The sequence below is a fragment of the Paenibacillus hebaui genome, from assembly GCF_051934385.1.
In the GTDB taxonomy this organism is placed as follows: Bacteria; Bacillota; Bacilli; order Paenibacillales; family Paenibacillaceae; genus Paenibacillus.
The window spans coordinates 3,263,988-3,280,540 of record NZ_CP196836.1; the positions used below are offsets into that span (position 1 = coordinate 3,263,988).

Genomic DNA, 16,553 nt, shown 5'->3' on the forward strand with positions numbered 1-16,553 from the left:
CAATATTTAGGGAGAAAGCCCTCTCCAAAATCCATATACTCTAATAAATTGTAAGCGTTTCCTTTTTGAAGGAGGGGGCCTATGAAGAACTTTAAGCTGAAGTATATCTCCGTCATTGCACTCGTAAGCGCAATAATCATGGTAACCGGTTGCCAGTCAGGTGGAGCGAATCCAAACAAGCAGAAGGAGATTACAGTATGGAGTTTTACGGACGAGGCACATTACGCCATTGAGAAATTCGAAGAAAAATATCCAGACATCAAGGTCAACTTTGTCAATATTCCTGGTAATTTCTATATCACCAAGCTGAAATCCGCACTTCAGACAGCGTCAAAGGCTCCGGATGTGTTCATGATCGAGAATGGAAATATCAGAGAGCTGATTGATGTACCTTATTTGGAGAATTTATCAGCAGCACCGTATAACGCCAATGAGCTGATTCCAGAGCAGTATGCTTTTGTGCAGGCGAATGAGAAGGACAGCGAAGGAAATGTCAAAGCAATCGGCTATCAGGGAACGCCCGGGGGCATCTATTACCGGAGAGATCTAGCCAAGAAATATCTGGGCACGGATGATCCAGAGAAGGTGGCGCCGCTAATTGATACATGGGAGAAGGTCTTCGAGATTGGTGAAAAGGTAGAGCAGCAAAGTGGCAATAAAGTTCATGCCCTTGCCAACTGGAATGCGATATCCAATTCATATGATGGTATTCCATGGGTCAAAGAGGGGAAGCTCGTCATTGATCCAACCTATATGCAGATTCTGGATCTGGTTCGCGAAGCCCGTGAGCGGCATGTATTTGCTGAATATGAAGATGGAAGTGCCGGATATGCTGCTTCCATGCAAAAAGGCGAGGTGATGTTCTATCCCGGAGCAACTTGGGCATTGCAATTTACCTTCAAGGCCAATGCCCCGGATACAGAAGGATTGTGGGGCCTTGCTCCAGGTCCGTCAGCGTTCAGTGCAGGCGGAACCTATATTGCGATGTACAGCAAAAGCGACAAAAAGGACCTGGCCTGGAAGTTTATCGAGTTTTATAACTTTGATCATGATTTCCTGACCAAGCTTGCGAAGGAGCAAGACTATTTTACAAGCAATAGGGTCGTGAATGATGAGCTGGCTAAATCCGTAACCTCAGCCTATTTGGGCGGGCAGAAGCACTTTGAGTTTTTCTCGGAAGCCGCCAAGCAGATTCCTGTGTATGAACGAACCAAGTATGACACGGTCATTAACAATGACATTTTCAAAATTGTACTTCAGTTGTATCTCAATAAAGACATCCAGACCAAGGAAGAAGCGATAGAACGAATCAAACGGGATGTCAAATTGAGATTTCCGGAGCTGGAAGTGGATTAGCCTAGAAGGGGCGAATGCCTTTTTATCATCCGATGATCGGGGGTACAGAACATGTTTGCCAAATCGATCCGCAAAGACCATTATGGCTACTATTTCATTGCTCCGTTTTTTATTCTTTTCGCCATTTTCGGACTATATCCAATCCTGTATTCGCTATATATCAGCTTTACCAACTTTGACGGGATTACTACGCCGGACTTTGTTGGAATCGGTAATTATGTTGCCGTTCTACAAGATCCTCTGTTCTATAAAACACTGTTTAACACGCTCTTTATCTGGGGAGTTTCTGTTGTACCGCAGCTTACGGTTTCACTTGTACTCGCCTTTATTCTCAACGATAAGTTGCTTAAAGGAAGAGATATTTTTAGAGCCGTTTATTTCTTTCCCAACATCGTTACCGCTGCTTCGCTGGGTCTGCTTGTGAGCCTGATCTTCGATTGGCAATCCGGCGGATTGAATCATTTTCTGGTTCAGATAGGACTCATTGATAACCCGATTAACTGGAAAAATGATCCTTGGTTCATGCGGCTGATTGTATCTTCCATTTTATTTTTTCAATACTTTGGCTACTCCATGGTCATCTACCTTGCAGGTCTTCAGGGGATTGATCCGGCTCTACAGGAAGCGGCCCAAATGGATGGCGCGAAAAAGAAGCATATCTTCATTCATATTATCGTTCCGATGTTACGGCCGATCATTTTGTTTCAGATGATCACATCCATCATCGGGGGCATTCAAATTTTCGATCAGCCCTTCACATTGACGAATGGAACAGGTGGCCCGGACCGTGCGGCCATGACCAGTATTATGTACTTATATAATGTGGCCTTCCAAAGTACGCGCTTTGGTTACGGAGCGGCAATTGCATTCTGTCTGTTCATCATCATTATTCTGCTATCGGTTGCATCCTTCATGATGACAAAGCGCAAGAGCCGTGCGTAGGGAGGGGGAAAAGAAATGCAAACCGTAAAACCTATGGATCAACAAAACGTTGCTATACAGCAGTACGCTACCACGAGACAGCTGACACTGGGAAAGGTCATTATTTATCTGTTTTTGATTAGCCTTGCCGTGATCTGTATCATTCCATTTTATCTCATGCTGATCTATTCCACTCACAACAATGCTACGATTGCATCGACATTTACATTTCTCCCCGGGCCTTTTCTGATAGATAATTATATAAACATGGCCTCCAAAATCAATATTTGGCGTGGTTTCGCAAACAGCTTTTTCATTGCAGGAACATCGACGGTGTTATCCTTATACATCGGTTCCCTCGCGGCCTACGGCTTTGCCAAATTCAAATTCAAATGTCGCACCGGGTTATTCCTGTTTCTGCTTGCAACCATGATGGTACCCGGACAACTCGCTTTAATCGGGATGTATCGTCTGTTCAGTACGTTAGGCTTGCTGGACAGCTATGCAGCGATTATTTTACCCGCAGCAGCGAATGCATTTAATGTATTCTTTATCAAACAGTTCATGGAGAGCAGTGTACCTGACGAGATCATTGAATCTGCACGGGTAGATAGTGCGGGGGAGTTTCGGACATTTAATCAGATTGTATTACCTATCCTGGGGCCGGCCATCTCAGCCCTTGGCATATTCACCTTTATCGGTTCATGGAACAATTTTCTCACACCGCTGGTCCTGTTTTTCTCCTTGGATAAGTATCCGCTTCCGGTACTCGTTGCTCTGGTGCAAGGCTACTATGGGATGGATTATGGTCTACTGTATTTGGGTGTTGCGATCTCCATCTTGCCCATTATTATTGTCTTTGCAATATTCTCCAAGCGAATTATAGGCAGCGTCGCCTTGGGCGCGGTCAAAGGATAATTTGGTATGCCATCCCATACGGTCAGACTGAATGGGATGGCATACCGAATCCGGGGTAAGCCTGCTTTCTCCTATTATGAGCAATGTGTATGTGTAATTCCACGGTAAAAATAGCTCTATGTAAGTCGCCATATGGGCGACTTTTTTTGTGTTGCTGATTCACGTTCTTATTCCATTCCCATGGAATCCTTGCACTCTATCATCCAGACGTATTGTTCTAAGTTACTACTCTTTAACAACCGAGGCACTCACAGCGTCTTCCATCTGGTTGTTATAGGCACGGAATAATCCAAGACGCCAGAAGGCTGCACCTTTTAGATCATAACGCTTGGCAAGACCCAGCTTATCATCTATGGAAGAAGAGGTTTCACTACTTAAACTGATGCCAAGCAGGAGCTTTTGCTTGGGTACACCAGCATTCAGTGCAAGCTGGATGGCTTGATCGACAAGACTGTTCGGTTCAGGAACCTGTGATTTGGTGCCAACGGGATTATACTGATAAGCCATAATAATGATATCATCTGCTACCGAAGCCAGCGTCTTGTAATCGTAGCCTTTATAAGCACTATTCAATGGCGGTACGGCTAACGATAAGGCGATGTCATTGGGCAAGGAAGCCTTCAATTGCTTTACGTAATCGTTCAGCAGCTTTTGTTGTCCCACTGGATCCAGTTTATAACCCAATCCTTCAAAATCAAGAACAACCCCGCCGAACCCATTCTCTGCAATCGCGCTGGTTATGCCCTCTATGGATTTCTTACGCATGCCGCTATCACTAAGAACCTTGGTTAGTTCCCCATTTCCATCCAAAGCATAAACCATAAGGTACGGTTTAATACGCTGATCTGCGGCATCCGCAACCATGGATTGAGGTGTAACGTCACCCGCCGAAGCTGGAAGGCGGTACTCATCACCCTGAAGCGTAAATTGACCTTCGCGGTCAATTCGACTCCAGCCAAAAGCGACGGAGTTCATGGATGAGACCAGATCTTTTTCCTGAAAGGATTGCAGGGCATAGAAGGCTCGCAGATGCATATCGCGCTGTGGCGATACAAGAGAAACCGTACGTGTGGATTGATTCCAACCCACACCGACACCAAATTGGCTGCTGAACGAACTGAGCGGGATGAGGACACGCCCTTCTTTCTGGAGCGGCGCCGCAGCGAGCTTCACTTTTTCCCCATTTACGGTTGCCGTACTACTTCCCACTTGAAGCAGTACCACTGTTGGTTGTCCTTTAAGACTGCCTACGGCTTTGACCGTTTGCGTCTTGCTGTTCCATGTGATCTGGATGCCAAGGGCTTCTCCAACCGTCCGGAACGGAACGTAGGTAACCCCTTTGTCTACCCGAGGGGCTGCATCAAATTTGAGCGGGACATCATCCAGCTTGACCGAAATGGCAGGGGCCGCATCGACATCACTCATATTCGGGGTGGCTCCGAGTAAGGCGAAGGTAAGAAGGGTGGCGACGGCTGTCTTTCCAATACGTTTATGTAGCATGTTATGCTCTCCTCCAACTCGTTAATCATAGTAGAATTGCAACTCTTTGAATGCTAAATCTAGCATACAGTAGTATAGCAAAATTTTCATAGAGTTCCAATTACATGATGATATCGGAGGTTGCCATTTGAACATATTCAGAATTTAACAGAGTTCAAAATCTTAGATTTCAAAATTACAAAAAATGATATAAATTTCTAGTAGATTCAAATCGTTACCAAATTAAGACATAAATTGCATAGCAAGGAGGCGGGCAGTCTACACCCACATTTACGACAGTTTCAATCTGCTTTTGTACTCATTCCATCAACCCATTCAGGAGGGATTCCATGCTTTACACCATTATCGTGCCAGTCAACCAGGACTATAACATTCTGAACTTGTTCACCGATTCGTTGCTTCGGACCGTAAGTCCATCGACTCAAATTATTTTTATCAACGATGGTTCCGGTTCAGCGGTATATCAACATCTGGAGAAAATGAAGCAAGAGGTAAGAGAAGGTGTGACCATCGAGATTCTTCAGCATGATTTTCCGCTAGGTTGTGCCGTATCGATCAACAGTGCACTGCGGCGTGCAGAGGGAGATTATATTTTCTTCCTGGATTCCGACACGATTCTCCAACCGAACTGGCAACCCATGATGAAAGAGACACTGGATAGCGATGTTACCATCGGCATGATTGGTGGTGTTCTGTTATATCCGCAAACCGGAGGCGTGCAGCATTGCGGTATTGCTTTTGCGGACACGATCGGCCGGCACTTATTCCTGAACGCATCCCCGGAAGATATTCCGAAGGAGACATTTTCGGTTCAGCTTGTCATATTCGCCATGTTCGGCATGAAGAGGGAAGTCTACGAGACGGTAGGCACACTGGATGAGAAGTTCTTTAACGGATATGAAGACTTTGATTATCAGATGCGAGCACGTGCTGCCGGATATGATACGGTCGTTAATCCGAATATCCTCGCTTATCACTGGGAACGGAGCAGCGGAATTCATCGCAACTTTAACCGGAAAAACAATTTGGGGCGTTTCTGGAAAAAGTGGGGCGGTGACATCGAGGCTGATGTGTGGCCATTCGTATTCGGTCATCTGAAAGCACAGCTCGATAGCCAGGGTGAAGATCAGCAACTGCCGATCATCGGTATTGATCTTGCCGAAGTTCGCAGTGATGCCGAGACGTTCTGGACCAAGCTTGATGAAGCTAACTTTGCGCCTATTGCTGAAGTACGCGATTATTCCAATCGATTCAATTCAAACGGTGCAATCTGGCTGCCACAGGTACTGGGTAAGGAATTGGTTCATAGCGAGAACCGATTATTGTTTCTCGTGGACAATTTTGCCCGCTTGCTGGAGAACCGCTATTGGATCGAGATGAGACATGATCATAGGTCCAAAGATCTGATTATCGACCTGTATGGCAATGTCATTACGATGGATCGCATATACGATGGCTGCTGGCCTGGAACGAAAGTGCGCTGACTGAAAATCGAGTAAACAGGGAGGATTTAAGGTGAAAGAAAAAGAGAGCACGTTGGATCGTGCCGTAAGATTTACCCGGAATCTGGAGTGGTTGGAACATGTCGAAAAGGTAATTCCGAGCGGATGCAGTACGTTAGCCAAAGCACCTGAGCGATTATTTCCCGGCTACACACCTGTATGTTGTGCCGAAGCACGGAATTCCCGTTTTATCGATATCGATGGGAATGAATGGCTGGATTGTGAGATGGCCATGGGTACGGCGTCATGGGGACATGCCCGGCACGAAGTTCAACTGACTGTCATACATCAGCTGAAAAAAGGAACGAGTTTTTCGCTCCCAGCTGACATTGAACTGGAATGCGCTGACCTGATCCTGCAGCGATTTGGTGGCCGTTACCCTTCGTTGCGATTCACCAAGAGCGGCGCCGATGCAGTCAGTGGAGCCGTACGTCTGGCTCGTGCGGGAAGTGGCAAAAGCAAGGTGATCGCAACTGCCTATCACGGGTGGCATGACTGGTCTGCCTATGGTTACTATGGTCGCGAAACGAAAGAGCGAGGCATACCGGTGGATATTGAGCGTACAACCATCTGGGTGGACAAGCCTTCACCAGAGCGAATTGAGGCTCAGATCACATCCTCTCCTGAGGACATTGCCTGTATTGTTCTGTGTCCGAATGAATGGAAACGGGAGCCGCTGGAGCAAGTCGTCTCGCTATGCCGCTCATTAGATATCATTGTCATATTTGATGAAGTAACTTCAGGCATTCGAATGGGTAAGCAGGCTACAGCGGGAGAGTATGACATCTGGCCTGATCTGCTCTGCATCTCCAAAGGAATGGCGAACGGATTGCCCCTCGCAGCCGTGATGGGACCGCAGCATTTGATGTCTCTATCAGGGCAGGTCAGGTTCAGCAATGCACATTCCAGCGAGACGACTGCGCTCGCGGCGGCGATTGCATGTGAGCGATTGATGAAAAGTGCGAAGGTATGGCCGAGCTGGCGGGATGCTACCATCCGAATCATGGATCTGATTGAAGCTGAACTCGTGCTTCTTGGTCTTACCGATCAATTGGCGTTAAAGGGAACCTATGCGAGCTTCTCCATTAACTCTATTTCCGAGGGAAACTTTCAAACCGATCCTTTCCGTGAGTTTTTGATTAAAAAAATGGCCCATTTCGGAATTTTCACCAAAGGATATTTCATTTTCTCAGATGCTCATACCCGGGAAGAACTGCTGTGGGTAGAGGAAGCCATCTTGCAGACACTATCGGACTGGAAAGAGGCACTGAAACAAGAACACCTTTCCATATGAAACAATCTAAAATGTGTGAAGCTTAAACCCCAATGGAAATCGACAATCAACAAGGAGGAATTTATCAATGAAAGCACTCGTATATCAGGATCTCAAACAGGTGGCCTACCAGGATATTGAGGAGCCAACCATTCAAAAACCTAACCAGATTAAAGTTAAAATCTATGGATCAGGCATCTGCGGTACAGACCTGAATATTGTCAAAGGCAAAGTACCTGCGAATAAAGGAACCGTTATTGGTCATGAAGGCGTGGGCACCGTGGTTGAGATCGGCGACGAAGTTCGGGGTTTCAAGGTAGGTGATCGGGTATTGGTTGATCCCACCCAGTCTTGCGGAACCTGCTCGTATTGCCGCGAAGGTCTGTTCATCTACTGCGAGAATTTCGATGACTATCAGGTAGGCATGACCACTCACGGAACCTTTGCCGAATATTTTGTTGGGGACGAGAAGTATATCTATTCAATTCCAGATTCCATGAGCTGGGAAACGGCCATGATGATCGAACCACTCGGATGTGTTCTGCAGACATTCATGAAAGCAGGAGTCAAGCCGAGTGATTCTGTACTCGTCCTCGGTTCTGGTGCAATCGGTTCTCTGTGTCAGCTTGTGAGCAAACGATTGGCAAGGCTTACAGTAGGTACGGAAGTCGATCCATACCGCAAAGGGTTCGCTTCAGGGATCGCAGATCATGTTTTCTACCCTCAGGAGCTGACGCTTGAGAAAGTATACGAGATCAATAATAACAAGAAGTTTGATATCGTGGTGGACGCGGTTGGTAACCAGCTTCATGTGGGATTTGAGATGATTGCCAAAGGCGGCAGAATCATTCCCATGGGTTATGACGACAGCTATGAGGTGACGTTCAAATCAACAGCCGTGATTAATGATGGGATTAGTATCATTGGTGCGGTGGCTAATCACTCGATGATCAGTACGGCACTGAAATTTGCACAAAGCATTCCGGAACTGGAGCAGATGGTGACAGCCAAGGAACTGCTGAGTGATTATGAACAGGCGTTCAATGGAACGATTGGTTATGACCTGCGTACCGGAGAGACCTTGCCCATGAACTCGGTCAAAACAGCTCTTATCCTATAAGCATGTAGACATTAGCGGGTTCACCGCTGCGAGAAGTAGGAAATCGCAGCGGTGAAAACCGCAGAAAGAAGGGATATCGATTGAAATTGCTTCAAGATTTGCCGAAAAATCCACGGTACTCCATTCTACTCGAACCGGTATGGGCCATTCCGGGCACGATCGTTCTCTTTTATGCTCCTTTATATATGAAGGAAGCCGGACTTTCGGATATTGAAATCGGTCTAATCAATTCGGTGAATCTTTATTTTGCTTTTATCTTTCAATTGTTTGCGGGTTCCATTACAAATAAGCTGGGTCGCAAACGCACAACGCTGATCTTTGATCTTGTGGCATGGAGTGTTCCCATGTTCATCTGGGCCTTCTCCCAGAACTTCTGGCTGTTTCTGATCGCCTACTTACTGAACGCAACATCCAAGTTTGTAACGGTCGCTTTCAACTGTCTGATCATTGAGGATGTCGAAGAACACAAACGATCCAAGGTATTTGCCATTCTCAACATGATTATTACAGGGGCTGGGATACTAACGCCTATTGCCGGGGTTGTCATTGCTGATTATGGTATTGTGCCTACACTGGCCAGCATTTACTTTGTCGGGGGAATCCTCATGACCGCCATGTTCTTCATTCGTAACCGATACACGGATGAGACCGAGGTTGGTAAGGAACTTATGGGATTGCATAGCAAAACCCGTGTACTTCAGAGCTTGGGTGCCAGTCTGCGCCTGTTCGGCAAATCGTTCTACAAACGGAGACTGTTTCCGATTATTCTGATTACGGTGTTGTCCAATCTGATTCTGCAACTGAATTTCTTTCAGGTGATCTTCTTCAAGGAACAGTTAAAGTTTGATGACAGGGTCATCTCATTTATTCCGGTGGTGACCGCGGTAACCGTCATGCTGCTCTACCTGGTCATCATTCCGCGTCTGAAACGGCGTTCGGAAGAAAAGTATGTTGGTTTTTCCATCGTGCTTAGTACAGCCGGGGCCATCCTGTTTCTATTGATTCCTGTAGGGAATATAGCGATGTTGTTTCTCACGCTCGTCGTGCTCGCTGCCGGTAATTTCATTTTGCAGACATACCGGGATTCCCTGCTGATGAACCGATTGGGTACGCATGAGAAAGCAGATATGTTCTCGGCCGTCCAGACGGTCATGACGTTAACCGCCATTCCATCCGGTTACCTGACGGGCTTACTCTACCATCACAATCCAACGCTGTTGTTCAGTGTCATTCTGGTTTTATACATCGTACTCATGGTCATCATGTTATTCCTGCCTGATCCACAAAAGCACACCCAGGTCATCGAGTCTTACAAAAATTTGTAGAAGAAGGTTTTTTCTGTATATGGAACGAATATATCATACAGAAAATAACTTGGGAGGCCATGAAATGACAAATGTATTGATTGCAGACACACGAAGCGAAATGAAATGGATAAACGAACCGGATACCTGGTCGTACACCGATGAGGGAGGTCTGATCATTGAAGCCAAGGCAGATACGGACTTCTTTCAGGACCCGGCAGGCAAGCATATCCGTGCAACGGCTCCATTCCTGTCGATGTCTGTGCCGGACTCTTTTGAGATGACAACTCGCTTAACCGTGAGCATGAATGAGAAGTATGATTCTGGTTGCCTGATGGTCATGGCGGACGAACGAAACTGGTGCAAGCTTTGTTTTGAGTATGATGGAAAAGCAGCTACTATTGTGTCCGTGGTCACTAGGGATGGAGCTTCTGACGATTGCAACTCGGTAGAAGTACCTGTGTCCAATCCATATTTGCGCATACGCAGAGTGGATGACTGTATTTCATTTTTTTATTCGCCCGATGGAAATGAGTGGAAATTAATTCGGTACTTCGGTATGCCGATTCAGGGGGAGATCCGGGCTGGAATGGTTGCGCAATCACCAGTCGGAACGGGTTGTACATGTCACTTTTTGTCGCTGAATGTTACCCTTCCGGACTTGACCGCACGCTTCTAATCCGTTCCCCCTCCAGTTGATTGGAGGAAGAATAGCCTATGGTTAAAGCCTTTATTTTTGATTTTGATGGTTTGATTTTGGATACGGAGACCCCTTGGTATTATGCCTTTCGTGATATTTATGAAGAACATGGGCTTGAACTTGGTTTGGAACTCTGGTCCAAAAATGTGGGAACGTCCTTTGAAGAATTTCATCCATTTCTTTATCTGGAACAAGCTCTGCAAAAGCCGATCGATCATGATCATATCAAATTACTGTCTGAACAGAAATACGCAGCCCACCTGGGGCAGGCTGTCATTCTCCCGGGTGTGCTTGAACTGATTCAGGCAGCCAAGGAAAAGGGAATACAGCTCGCAGTGGCTTCCAGTTCAACGAAGGATTGGGTTCACGGCTACCTGCATGCACTCGGAATCTTCGAGCATTTCACTGTCATTCATACAGCGGATGAGGTGAGCCGGGTGAAACCGGACCCAGAATTATACCTTCTTGCACTTAAAAGCCTTGGGGTTGAAGCTAGTGAAGCGGTTGTGTTCGAAGATTCACCCAATGGACTCAAAGCAGCCAAAGATGCAGGGATTCGATGTGTTATTGTGCCAAACGAGGTAACGCGTGATCTGGAATTTCCCATGCATGATCTGCGAGTTTCCTCGTTGGCGGATATTAATGTAGAAAATCTTTAACTCTGATAACGCTTTCGTAACTCAATAGGGGATAAACCCTCGAATTTTTTGAATACGGATCCAAAATAGCTTGCACTGTTAAAACCGACAGCTCTGGCAATTTCATTTGCCGTTGTTTCATCATCCCGAATGAGCAATTCCTTGGCTTTCAGCAACCGATAGCGCATCAGATACTCCAGCGGTGTCATCTGGAATTCTTTTTTGAATATCCGATTCAAATGCTGCTCGGTAATATTCATCTGCTGAGCCAGCATGGAGAGCGATATATCCTGTTGATAATTTTGTTTGATAAAAGTAATGAGTCCAGCCAGTTTTAATCTGGCATCCGATCGTTCATAAGCGCCGTAGTGTTCTCCTTCAATCGTTAACCTGACCAGAAACATATAGAGCAATGCGGAGACGTGCCAAATCTGATCCTTGTGCCGGGACTGCTGCGCCAGTGTAATTTCATCCAGAAGGATAGGAAGTATTCCATCAGGCTTGAAGGCGCGTAGCTCCCCGATCTGCAAGGCTTGCAGAAGTCGTGGCAATAAATAGCCATTAAAAGACAGGCAGTCGAACAACAATGAATCACTCAGATTGTGATACTGGTAGGTAACCTGCGGGAACAGAATAAGTGCCGCTCCTTCGCTGATCGAGATTTCATGATTTTTAGCCGCGATTCGTCCCGTTCCTCCGATACACTGTACTATGGTGTAATCCCGTGAATGTTCAATCCAATTCCTGAATTCATCCGCGGACATCCGACTTTGCCCTGTGATCATAAGTGGCATATCGATATCTAGTGTATTTCTCTTGATAGGTTTGGGCATTGTCTTGTTATTCCTCATTTCGCTGAAGTATCGTGTCTAAAAATGTCGAATTGACATTGTTAAAAGAAACGTAGATAGAATTATAAAGATTATTTCGGGGTTCTCAAATAGCTTGGAAGGAGAGTCTCTACTTGCAAGGAGCTACTACGAGCGGAGGACAAAAAGGTCCCTTACTCGGTTGATATTCATATCAACCGAGTAAGGGACCTTTTTGTATAAATCTTCTTTCACAAGTAAAAGATAGCGATTCATTTAAGCAGTCTGCGTTCATTTGGCACTCCGTATCTAGCTCCGATCGCCCCAACCTCCAGCGAAAAGCTCAAGGATGTATGGTGGCGTCCGCCGCCATGGAAGAATAAGCCACGATAGACTCCGATACTCAAGTAACAGGAGGCTTACGTATTATTTTGACAGATAAAGGGGAAATATCTGCAAATCAATTGGCATTTTTGATCTTTCCCACAATCCTTGCCACCGCGATCCTGTCCGTACCCGGTATCACAATGCACTATGCTGGACATGACATGTGGATTTCTCCGATCTGGGGCTTGACCGTCTTTATCCCGGCAAGACCATCATTCAATCCAGTCTGTTGATTACAGGGCGGTGCCTGGCAAGCTGCTAGGGCTTGCTTACCTTGCTTTTTTACCGCATCTAACCGGACTCATTATTCGTGAGTATGGTGATTTTATTGTCAATAACGCACTTCCACGTACCCCTCTGTTCGTGATTATGGGAACGATGGTGGTCGTTTGCGCCATTAATGTCAGACTGGGTATTGAAGTTGTGGGGCGTACCGCCCAGATATTTGTTACGTTACTTGTTATCTTGCTCTGCCTGATTTTTGTTCTGCTGATTGGAGAGCTCAATCCTGCAGAGTTATTTCCCTTTATGGAGAGCGGATTGCTGCCAACCTTAAAAGGCGCTGTAGCCCCAGCTGCATGGTTTAGTGAATACATTGTATTGGCTTTTCTTCTTCCTTACGTCAATAAAAAGAAACGAACAGCCAGAGCGATGGTTGTTTCGCTGGTCGTGACAACAACAGCGATGACGGTAACCAATCTGTTCTGCCTGTTTCTGATTGGGGATTTGACAGACACTTTTGTTTTCCCGGTCATGGTTGCGGCACGTTATATCACAATTGCTGACTTTTTGCAGCATATTGAAGCGCTCATCATTGCTATTTGGATTTTTGGGATTTTCGTCAAAATTTCAGTTTTTCTCTATATTCTCGCTACATCAACGGCAGAATGGTTTGGCTTGGAGGAGGACAAAAGAAGATATGCATAGCTGTCATCGTTCCACTACTGTGTAGCATGTTGTTGACCGCGTGCTGGGACCGGGTTGAAATTAACGATATAGCCATTGTTTTGGCTACGGGCATTGATCATGTGGACGAGAAAGTACATCTAACCGCCCAGATCTTTATCCCTCGCAAGGGAGGGGGCGGGGCGGAAAGTGGCGGAAGCAGTCCAAGCGGTGTCACGATGATTCGGACGGCAGAAGGACGTACGGTTGCCGAAGCTTTGAATCGGTTACAAAGGCAGGTTGCACGCAATATGTTCTGGGGCCATTGCGAGGTTTATTATTATGCCCGTAGAGATCAAGCCAGGGGACGGATCATTTTCGATCCGTCTGATAGAAAACAAGACATCGCTGACCCCGCATATCATAAACAAGGAGTGGAGCATGCAGATTCGGATCGAATCCCAAGGAGAAGTTGTATTGAATACTACGGATGAAGATCTGTCTAATCCTGCCAAGTTGACTAAACTTGAACAAGCTTGGTCAGCCGAGCTGAAAGAGCATGTCAATGAAGCTCTCCAAATGTCACAGAGAGAGTTGAAAACGGATTTTTTCAAATTTGCTGTCGAATTCCGCAGGTATTACCCGAAACAGTGGAAAGAACAGCAGCAAAACTGGGAAAAGATTTTCTCCGAAATGAACGTGGATGTCAAAGTGGAGGCACTCGTTGTTCGCACCGGTAAGTCGATCGGACCACAAGGAATACCCGATCAAGGAACAAAATAGTGGGCTACTAAGCCTGAGAAAAGCTTTTATGGAGGAATGGATAGAATGAAATTAGCATCCGTCCTTGGAATTGTTCTGCTGGCTGCAGCTATTATATATGGTGAATGGCAGAGCAGCAAACAGAAGAGAGCAAGAATCGTTGTAGCAGGAATTTCCATTGTAGCTGCAGTCCTTGCTCTGCTGCTACTGTTCCCCAGCCAAGATTGCCAGGTCCGACTCAATTTGTCAAACTTCTATTTGGTCATATAGACAAGTTTATGAAATAACCTATCCCTTTCTGTCTAAATATCCTCTTGGCTTAATTCAAAGTCAAAGATATTGAAATTTTCGATGATCTTTCCTGATGAACAGACTTTAGAAACGGTTGTTTTACTCTCGAAAAGTTTAGCATTTTACTATACGTCATTCATCATGTCATCGACATTAAATGTCTTTAACAATTCTGTTGCACCTTGCATGTTTTGCAAATAATCGAGTTTGTAGATACAGGAGTATATCACGTTTAACACGTAATCCAAGGCAATTTGTGAAGAAAAAGTACCAATCTTGGCAAGCTTCACTTCATCATTCGGAACCTGTATACAGATCGTACTGAGCTTTGCCAGCTCACTATGACTGTTTGCTGTGATGGTTATAAACGGAATGTTTTCACGTTTGAAATGGTGAGCCACTTGGATATAATTCAGTGACTTTCCATGGTAGGTTAAGAAAATGGCGCAATCTCGTGGCGTCAGATTGACGGTATGATGAGCCCATTCGGACAGCTCGGTAGCAATGACAGCATATTTATTAATTTTAAACAATTTGTTTTGAAAACTTTTTGCCCGAATTTGTGAGTCCCCTAAGGCATAGATGAATATCCGTTCAGCTTGATCCAATAATTGGGCTGTCTGTGACAGCAATTCATCCTCCATAAAGGCAACGTTTTTTTCAATGGTTTCTTTCATTAATTCGGCAATTTCATTGGCGATCTGAAGGGAAGACTCACCCAGACTGAAGGGGTAATTAGGGTCGACTTTGGAGATATGTTGAAATTCTTGTTCAAATTCCCGAGCAAGTCTGATAATGAACTCCTTGAAACCGGATAATTCGAGTTTATGAGTCAGGCGATTAATCGCCGAATGCGAGGTATACGTAGCTTTTGCAAGTTCCTGAATATTGAGGTGAAGGATGCTCTGTTTATGCGTCAGAATATAGGATGCTATGCTTTTTTCGTTTGGTGTAAAGTGATGCATGTCTGTTAATTGTGTCAGTATTCTCAACAGGTTCACCCCGGCTCAATGGTAATAACATGGATCAAGGACATCCAGTAAACATTTTGTTTAATAATATACGTTGGGAAAGACAAATGATTGGTCGAATGTACCATTATGGCGGCAAATCCTTCACGCATCAAGTTCTTCTTCTATAATAAATGAAACAAAGCATAAAGGGGAGTAAATCAAATGAAATTAGGAATCGTTGGAGCCGGAATGATTGTAACAGATTTATTGAGCTTTATTCATGAAATCCCCACAATAACCCTGGAGGCCATCAGCTCGAAACCCAGTCACCAGGAGAAGCTGTTGTTTCTTCAGGAAAAGTTCGGAATTCGCCAGATTTATTCGGACTTCAGTCTAATGCTTGCGAATGATGAGGTAGATACCATCTACATCGGGCTTCCAAATCATCTTCATTATTCATACACCAAAGAAGCTTTATTACGTGGAAAACATGTCATTTGTGAGAAACCGTTCACTTCCAATTTGCAAGAATTTCTTGAGCTTAAAGAGATTGCTCAGCAAAAGGAATTAGTATTGGTGGAAGCCATTACGAATCAATATTTGAAAAACTATTTGTCCATGAGAGAGCATCTCCGGCTGCTCGGTGAGATCAAAATTGTGGAATGTAACTTTTCCCAATATTCATCTCGGTATGCGGCTTTCAAAGCTGGAGAAGTCTTGCCAGCGTTCAACCCGGAAATGTCCGGTGGAGCATTAATGGACATTAACTTGTATAATATACATCTGGTCGTTGGATTCTTCGGGAGCCCGAAGAAGGTGGAGTATTGGGCAAACATGGAACGAGGAATTGATACCTCAGGTATATTAATGCTGGATTATGGGCATTTCAAGTGTATCTGCATCGGTTCCAAAGACAGTACAGCCCCCAATGCAGTGAACATTCAAGGCAATGAAGGCTATATTCACATGGCAAGTTCAGCTAATGTCATTGATAGCTTCGAGTACGTCGCCAATAAGGAGACAGCCATTCGGGTAGATCTGAAGGATCATCCACATCGCATGTATGATGAATTCTATGAATTTGACCGTATGATCCAGGAACAAGATATACAAAAAGTCGCTGATATGCTTGAACATAGCGAGAAGGTTATGAATGTTGTAGAGCAGGCCAAACAATCTGCCAATCTTGTATTTGGCCCTCAGAGGACAACAATATAGCAACTTTTGAAGTCGC

At 45.2% G+C, this 16,553-nt stretch carries 18 protein-coding genes; 15 read left to right on the forward strand and 3 right to left on the reverse strand.

Features of this window, described 5'->3' with window-relative positions:
- The first annotated feature begins 81 nt into the window (after nucleotides 1–81).
- Genes ACR32F_RS14420 through ACR32F_RS14430 form a run of 3 tightly spaced genes read left to right on the forward strand, consistent with a single transcriptional unit; the run spans nucleotide 82 to nucleotide 3,195 of the window.
- Nucleotides 82–1,356: an ABC transporter substrate-binding protein gene (locus tag ACR32F_RS14420; protein ID WP_440119358.1), complete on the forward strand. Its 1,275-nt coding sequence runs from the start codon at nucleotides 82–84 to the stop codon at nucleotides 1,354–1,356.
- Between the two features lie 51 nt (nucleotides 1,357–1,407).
- The gene (locus ACR32F_RS14425; RefSeq protein ID WP_440119359.1) at nucleotides 1,408–2,298 is read left to right on the forward strand and encodes a carbohydrate ABC transporter permease; all 891 of its coding nucleotides are present in this window, start codon (nucleotides 1,408–1,410) and stop codon (nucleotides 2,296–2,298) included.
- 15 nt (nucleotides 2,299–2,313) lie between these two features.
- A complete protein-coding gene (locus ACR32F_RS14430; RefSeq protein WP_440119360.1) occupies nucleotides 2,314–3,195 on the forward strand; it encodes a carbohydrate ABC transporter permease in 882 nt (293 codons plus the stop codon).
- 225 nt (nucleotides 3,196–3,420) lie between these two features.
- Here ACR32F_RS14430 and ACR32F_RS14435 read toward each other — a convergent pair whose 3' ends face one another.
- The gene (locus tag ACR32F_RS14435) at nucleotides 3,421–4,695 is read right to left on the reverse strand and encodes a stalk domain-containing protein (RefSeq protein WP_440119361.1); all 1,275 of its coding nucleotides are present in this window, start codon (nucleotides 4,693–4,695) and stop codon (nucleotides 3,421–3,423) included.
- A 329-nt stretch (nucleotides 4,696–5,024) separates the two neighbouring features.
- Here ACR32F_RS14435 and ACR32F_RS14440 point away from each other — a divergent pair, with 329 nt between their 5' ends.
- The 6 genes from ACR32F_RS14440 (at nucleotide 5,025) to ACR32F_RS14465 (ending at nucleotide 11,253) form a co-directional block, all read left to right on the forward strand.
- Nucleotides 5,025–6,179 carry a glycosyltransferase family 2 protein gene (locus tag ACR32F_RS14440; protein ID WP_440119362.1) on the forward strand — a complete coding sequence of 385 codons (1,155 nt, stop codon included), beginning with the start codon at nucleotides 5,025–5,027 and terminating at the stop codon, nucleotides 6,177–6,179.
- Nucleotides 6,180–6,210: 31 nt separating this feature from the next.
- Nucleotides 6,211–7,491, forward strand: coding sequence for an aminotransferase class III-fold pyridoxal phosphate-dependent enzyme (locus ACR32F_RS14445; RefSeq protein ID WP_440119363.1), 1,281 nt, complete (start codon nucleotides 6,211–6,213; stop codon nucleotides 7,489–7,491).
- 67 nt (nucleotides 7,492–7,558) lie between these two features.
- On the forward strand, nucleotides 7,559–8,590 hold the full coding sequence (locus ACR32F_RS14450; protein ID WP_440119364.1) for a zinc-dependent alcohol dehydrogenase: 1,032 nt from the start codon (nucleotides 7,559–7,561) through the stop codon (nucleotides 8,588–8,590).
- A gap of 80 nt (nucleotides 8,591–8,670) precedes the next feature.
- Nucleotides 8,671–9,915 (forward strand): MFS transporter, encoded by a 1,245-nt coding sequence (locus ACR32F_RS14455; protein ID WP_440119365.1) that lies wholly within the window; start codon nucleotides 8,671–8,673, stop codon nucleotides 9,913–9,915.
- Nucleotides 9,916–9,979: 64 nt separating this feature from the next.
- Nucleotides 9,980–10,573, forward strand: a complete 594-nt coding sequence (locus ACR32F_RS14460) for a DUF1349 domain-containing protein (RefSeq protein WP_440119366.1) — start codon at nucleotides 9,980–9,982, stop codon at nucleotides 10,571–10,573.
- 38 nt (nucleotides 10,574–10,611) lie between these two features.
- On the forward strand, nucleotides 10,612–11,253 hold the full coding sequence (locus ACR32F_RS14465; RefSeq protein ID WP_440119367.1) for an HAD family hydrolase: 642 nt from the start codon (nucleotides 10,612–10,614) through the stop codon (nucleotides 11,251–11,253).
- Here the strand turns inward: ACR32F_RS14465 and ACR32F_RS14470 are convergent.
- A complete protein-coding gene (locus ACR32F_RS14470) occupies nucleotides 11,250–12,065 on the reverse strand; it encodes an AraC family transcriptional regulator (protein WP_440119368.1) in 816 nt (271 codons plus the stop codon). The genes ACR32F_RS14465 and ACR32F_RS14470 overlap by 4 nt on opposite strands.
- A gap of 246 nt (nucleotides 12,066–12,311) precedes the next feature.
- Here ACR32F_RS14470 and ACR32F_RS14475 point away from each other — a divergent pair, with 246 nt between their 5' ends.
- The 5 genes from ACR32F_RS14475 (at nucleotide 12,312) to ACR32F_RS14495 (ending at nucleotide 14,345) form a co-directional block, all read left to right on the forward strand.
- A complete protein-coding gene (locus ACR32F_RS14475; RefSeq protein ID WP_440119855.1) occupies nucleotides 12,312–12,434 on the forward strand; it encodes a spore germination protein in 123 nt (40 codons plus the stop codon).
- A 237-nt stretch (nucleotides 12,435–12,671) separates the two neighbouring features.
- Nucleotides 12,672–13,355: a GerAB/ArcD/ProY family transporter gene (locus tag ACR32F_RS14480; RefSeq protein ID WP_440119369.1), complete on the forward strand. Its 684-nt coding sequence runs from the start codon at nucleotides 12,672–12,674 to the stop codon at nucleotides 13,353–13,355.
- Nucleotides 13,356–13,387: 32 nt separating this feature from the next.
- Nucleotides 13,388–13,807, forward strand: a complete 420-nt coding sequence (locus ACR32F_RS14485) for a Ger(x)C family spore germination protein (RefSeq protein WP_440119371.1) — start codon at nucleotides 13,388–13,390, stop codon at nucleotides 13,805–13,807.
- Nucleotides 13,704–14,096, forward strand: a complete 393-nt coding sequence (locus tag ACR32F_RS14490; protein WP_440119856.1) for a Ger(x)C family spore germination C-terminal domain-containing protein — start codon at nucleotides 13,704–13,706, stop codon at nucleotides 14,094–14,096. Before ACR32F_RS14485 ends, ACR32F_RS14490 begins: the two co-directional genes overlap by 104 nt.
- Nucleotides 14,097–14,141: 45 nt before the next feature.
- Nucleotides 14,142–14,345, forward strand: a complete 204-nt coding sequence (locus tag ACR32F_RS14495; RefSeq protein WP_440119372.1) for a hypothetical protein — start codon at nucleotides 14,142–14,144, stop codon at nucleotides 14,343–14,345.
- A 146-nt stretch (nucleotides 14,346–14,491) separates the two neighbouring features.
- Here ACR32F_RS14495 and ACR32F_RS14500 read toward each other — a convergent pair whose 3' ends face one another.
- Nucleotides 14,492–15,358, reverse strand: coding sequence for a MurR/RpiR family transcriptional regulator (locus ACR32F_RS14500; protein ID WP_440119373.1), 867 nt, complete (start codon nucleotides 15,356–15,358; stop codon nucleotides 14,492–14,494).
- A gap of 183 nt (nucleotides 15,359–15,541) precedes the next feature.
- Here ACR32F_RS14500 and ACR32F_RS14505 point away from each other — a divergent pair, with 183 nt between their 5' ends.
- On the forward strand, nucleotides 15,542–16,537 hold the full coding sequence (locus tag ACR32F_RS14505) for a Gfo/Idh/MocA family protein (protein WP_440119374.1): 996 nt from the start codon (nucleotides 15,542–15,544) through the stop codon (nucleotides 16,535–16,537).
- Nucleotides 16,538–16,553: the final 16 nt, after the last annotated feature.